6 protein-coding genes are annotated in these 2,128 nt (G+C 51.5%); all 6 read right to left on the bottom strand.

From position 1 onward, the window contains the following. Positions 1-86 precede the first annotated feature (86 nt). Positions 87-500 (bottom strand): helix-turn-helix domain-containing protein, encoded by a 414-nt coding sequence (locus RRF55_RS27055; protein ID WP_023287139.1) that lies wholly within the window; start codon positions 498-500, stop codon positions 87-89. After that, positions 501-779 (bottom strand): helix-turn-helix domain-containing protein, encoded by a 279-nt coding sequence (locus tag RRF55_RS27050; RefSeq protein WP_004152721.1) that lies wholly within the window; start codon positions 777-779, stop codon positions 501-503. Further along, complete coding sequence (locus RRF55_RS27045) at positions 769-1,089, bottom strand: type II toxin-antitoxin system RelE/ParE family toxin (RefSeq protein ID WP_004152720.1); 321 nt, start codon at positions 1,087-1,089, stop codon at positions 769-771. Before RRF55_RS27045 ends, RRF55_RS27050 begins: the two co-directional genes overlap by 11 nt. A gap of 80 nt (positions 1,090-1,169) precedes the next feature. Further along, complete coding sequence (locus RRF55_RS27040) at positions 1,170-1,394, bottom strand: hypothetical protein (RefSeq protein ID WP_004152719.1); 225 nt, start codon at positions 1,392-1,394, stop codon at positions 1,170-1,172. Positions 1,395-1,404: 10 nt separating this feature from the next. Further along, positions 1,405-1,617 carry a hypothetical protein gene (locus RRF55_RS27035; protein WP_004152718.1) on the bottom strand — a complete coding sequence of 71 codons (213 nt, stop codon included), beginning with the start codon at positions 1,615-1,617 and terminating at the stop codon, positions 1,405-1,407. Between the two features lie 60 nt (positions 1,618-1,677). Further along, entirely contained in the window at positions 1,678-2,034 is a 357-nt protein-coding gene (locus RRF55_RS27030) for a hypothetical protein (protein WP_004152717.1), read from the bottom strand. Positions 2,035-2,128 lie beyond the last annotated feature (94 nt).

Below are 2,128 nucleotides of genomic sequence, written 5' to 3'. Positions count from 1 at the left end.
CGGTTTTCCCGGCGCCGCAGGCGCGCGGTCTTTCGAGGCGCGGCCAGACGGGGACCGATGCCCCCTTCGCCTGCTCTGTTCCCGAATCAGTCAACAAACATCGAGACCGGGATTTGAAATCGATTTGCCAGCGCCCGCATGTGATCGAGGGTCAGACTGCGTTCACCACTGAGGATCCGGCTGACGAGTGATTTGTTGCCTATCTCGTTTTCAAAATCGGACTGTGAAAAACCGCGTTGCTGCATAAGAACCCGCAGCAACGATACACCGTTTTTACCAGCTTCGATGCGCGTATTAAATTCTTCAAATTCCACCGCGTTATCTTCCCAGGCATCGATGCGGGCAGTCAGCATATCAACCAGCGGGCTGTCCGGATCATGTTCCAGAAGATATTCAACGAGTTTACGTGCCTCTTCGTAATCTTTGCGGGACGAACTGCCACCCAGCAGAGGGACAATACTCGCCAGGTCATTCACCGCTTTATTGGCATCGCTAATCATTCAAACCTGCTGAATTTTAAAGTTAACACCGCAGGCTCTGGCGTACCGAACCAGCGTCTGAATACTCATTCGCGAAGCGTTCTTCTCCATACGTGAGATAGTAGGCGCTTTGATGCCCATACGTTCTGCAACCTGTGCCGACGTCAAACCCGCTTCTTTTCTCCATGTTGCTAAGGTTTCCCGAAGTAGCTCCGAGGCTTCTTCTGCCTCGAATGCCGCGCTGTACTCATGATCGTTCATTGCTTCGGTATGAACCTGGCTAAGGGTTTTATATTTCATTCTGCATTTCCTCCAGTCTGCGAAGTGCCTGATCTATTTCTGCCGGGGGCGTTTTTGGCGATTTTTTGATAAAGATCCGAAGTAGAAAAATACGTTCACCACTCTGATATACCCAGATTCCGCGGGCGATATCTGCCCCCATTGTACGTATTTCGAAAAGGCCGTTTCCAAGCGGCTTGGTATCTGGCTCGCGTAGCTGGCGAGGGTTTGCTTCCAGCTTCATGAGTAGCCTGGCCATTTTTGCACGAATGGCAGCAGGCAGAGCCGTAAACTCTTTTTCAGCCTCATCATGAAAGATGACTGTGAACATGAATGTAATCTCTGGTCCGTATGTGCACACATTAGCTCAAAAGCTAACTTAGCTCAAGAGCTAAGTTAGCTGGCTTCTCACTACCCGACCTTTACGACTTCAATGCCCAGGATCAGAGCGATGAATTCTGCTTTGTTCTGAAGCAACCAGGTGCGTGCTTCGGGTGCCTGAGCTTTGCTGATATCGATATCAAACTGATTAAGCGCTGCAGCATCGGCGTGTCCAAGTGTAATACCGCGCCACTGCATCCCTGCAAAATAGGCGTTCCCTGCCCCCTGCTGGATTTTTCCTTTCACGTGTTCCATTGCCCAGACCTCATTTCACACCCAGACGGCGGAACATATCGGCGATGATATTCCGGCGCGTATATGAAGCACCTGCGGCTTTCAGATCGGCCAGCACGTTATAGGCGTAACTGGCATCCTTTCCATGAAAAGCGATCACCTTTTCCGCTTTTGGTTCAAAACAGGATGGGGAAGTTTCCCGAAAGAAAGCCTCTGATGAGTGTTGATGGCCGTATACTTTCATTTTGCGTTACCTCTGGTCTTTAAGGGATGGCAGCGATACGCCGCCATCCGTGTTTATTTCTCAGCAGTCGTTTGCCGCCAGTTCACTCATCAGTACATCCCGTGCTTCCAGCGCGCGTTCCTCTTCGGCTAGCGTCAGCAGATAGCCGCGCTTTGCCGCAGCGCCCATTAACACCGGACGGTCTTTCAACGGCAGCGCATCCAGATAATCCAGCGCACCACCCAGCAGATGGGCCTGATACAGCTCGTAATGCATACCGCAGCTCCGACCAGCCTTTTTCTCGATACGTTCAAGCACTACATCGGCGCGGATAACATCGAACGGGTTTCGGGAATGAATGTTGCGCACAAAACCGTCAGTCCGGAGGGTTGTGCTTTCTTTGGTGGAGGGTTTTTCGTTGACGTTTTGTGTGCTCATCCAGCTTTCTCCTCTTTCTGGTTTTCTGTCTGTTAAAACCATCACCCGTTGAGTTGCCGGGGCCGCGGTTTTGACTTTGTGCGGGGACCTGCTG

It is taken from the genome of Klebsiella sp. K47 (genome assembly GCF_051858335.1).
In the GTDB taxonomy this organism is placed as follows: domain Bacteria; phylum Pseudomonadota; class Gammaproteobacteria; order Enterobacterales; family Enterobacteriaceae; genus Klebsiella; species Klebsiella pneumoniae.
This window is presented reverse-complemented; position numbering and strand designations above follow the sequence as displayed.